The sequence below is a fragment of the Arthrobacter sp. JCM 19049 genome (assembly GCF_001310435.1).
In genome coordinates this window covers 1-807 of record NZ_BAXF01000772.1, presented here as the reverse complement: position 1 = coordinate 807, position 807 = coordinate 1, and the positions used below count along the sequence as shown (strand labels likewise).

Below are 807 nucleotides of genomic sequence, written 5' to 3'. Positions count from 1 at the left end.
CTGCAGGAGCACTTCGAGCAGGTGCTGCAGCTGCTGGTCGCCGAATCCGGCTCCAGCCACCTGAAGGCGAACATCGAACTGTCCGGCGCGATCGCCGCGATCCGGGAGGCGGCCACCTTCCCCACCCGCGTGCACGGCAAGATCCTGCCTCCAACGCCCCGGGCAAGGAAAACCGCGTCTACCGCGAACCGGTCGGGGTGGTGGCGGTAATCAGCCCTGGAATTTCCCGCTGCTGCTTTCGGCGCGCTCGGTGGCCCCGGCCCTGGCGCTGGGCAACACGGTGTGCTCAAGCCGGCCTCGGACACCCCGTTGACCGGTGCCTGGTGTTGGCCAAGGCGTTTGAACAGGCCGGGCTGCGCCCGGGGCGCTGAACACCGTGATCGGTTCCGGCTCGGAGATCGGGGATCATGTGGTCACCCACCCCACCCCCTCCCTGGTCTCCTTCACCGGCTCCACCCCGGTGGGCCAGAACGTGGGCAAGCTGGCGATCGCCGGCGAGCGCATGAAGCGGGTCTCGCTGGAACTGGGCGGCAACGCCCCGTTCGTGGTGCTCTCCGACGCGGACCTGGACCAGGCGGTGAAGGCCGCGGCGCTGGGCAAGTTCCTGCACCAGGCCAGATCTGCATGGCGATCAACCGGATCATTGTCGAGGACGCCGTCTACGATGAGTTCGTCGAACGCTTCGCCGCCCAGGTCAAGGAACTGAAGTACGGGGACGCGGCCGACCCGGCCACCCTGGTCGGGCCGATCATCAACGACTCGCAGCTGGCCGGCCTGCGCGGCAAGATCGACACGGCCCGCGAGCAG

The 807-nt window shown here is 68.5% G+C and carries 2 pseudogenes; both read left to right on the top strand.

The features are described 5' to 3' along the window. Window positions 1-210, top strand: a pseudogene (locus tag JCM19049_RS16140) (hypothetical protein); the annotation flags it as partial. Window positions 211-250: 40 nt separating this feature from the next. Continuing rightward, a pseudogene (locus tag JCM19049_RS21545) lies at window positions 251-807 on the top strand (aldehyde dehydrogenase family protein); the annotation flags it as partial.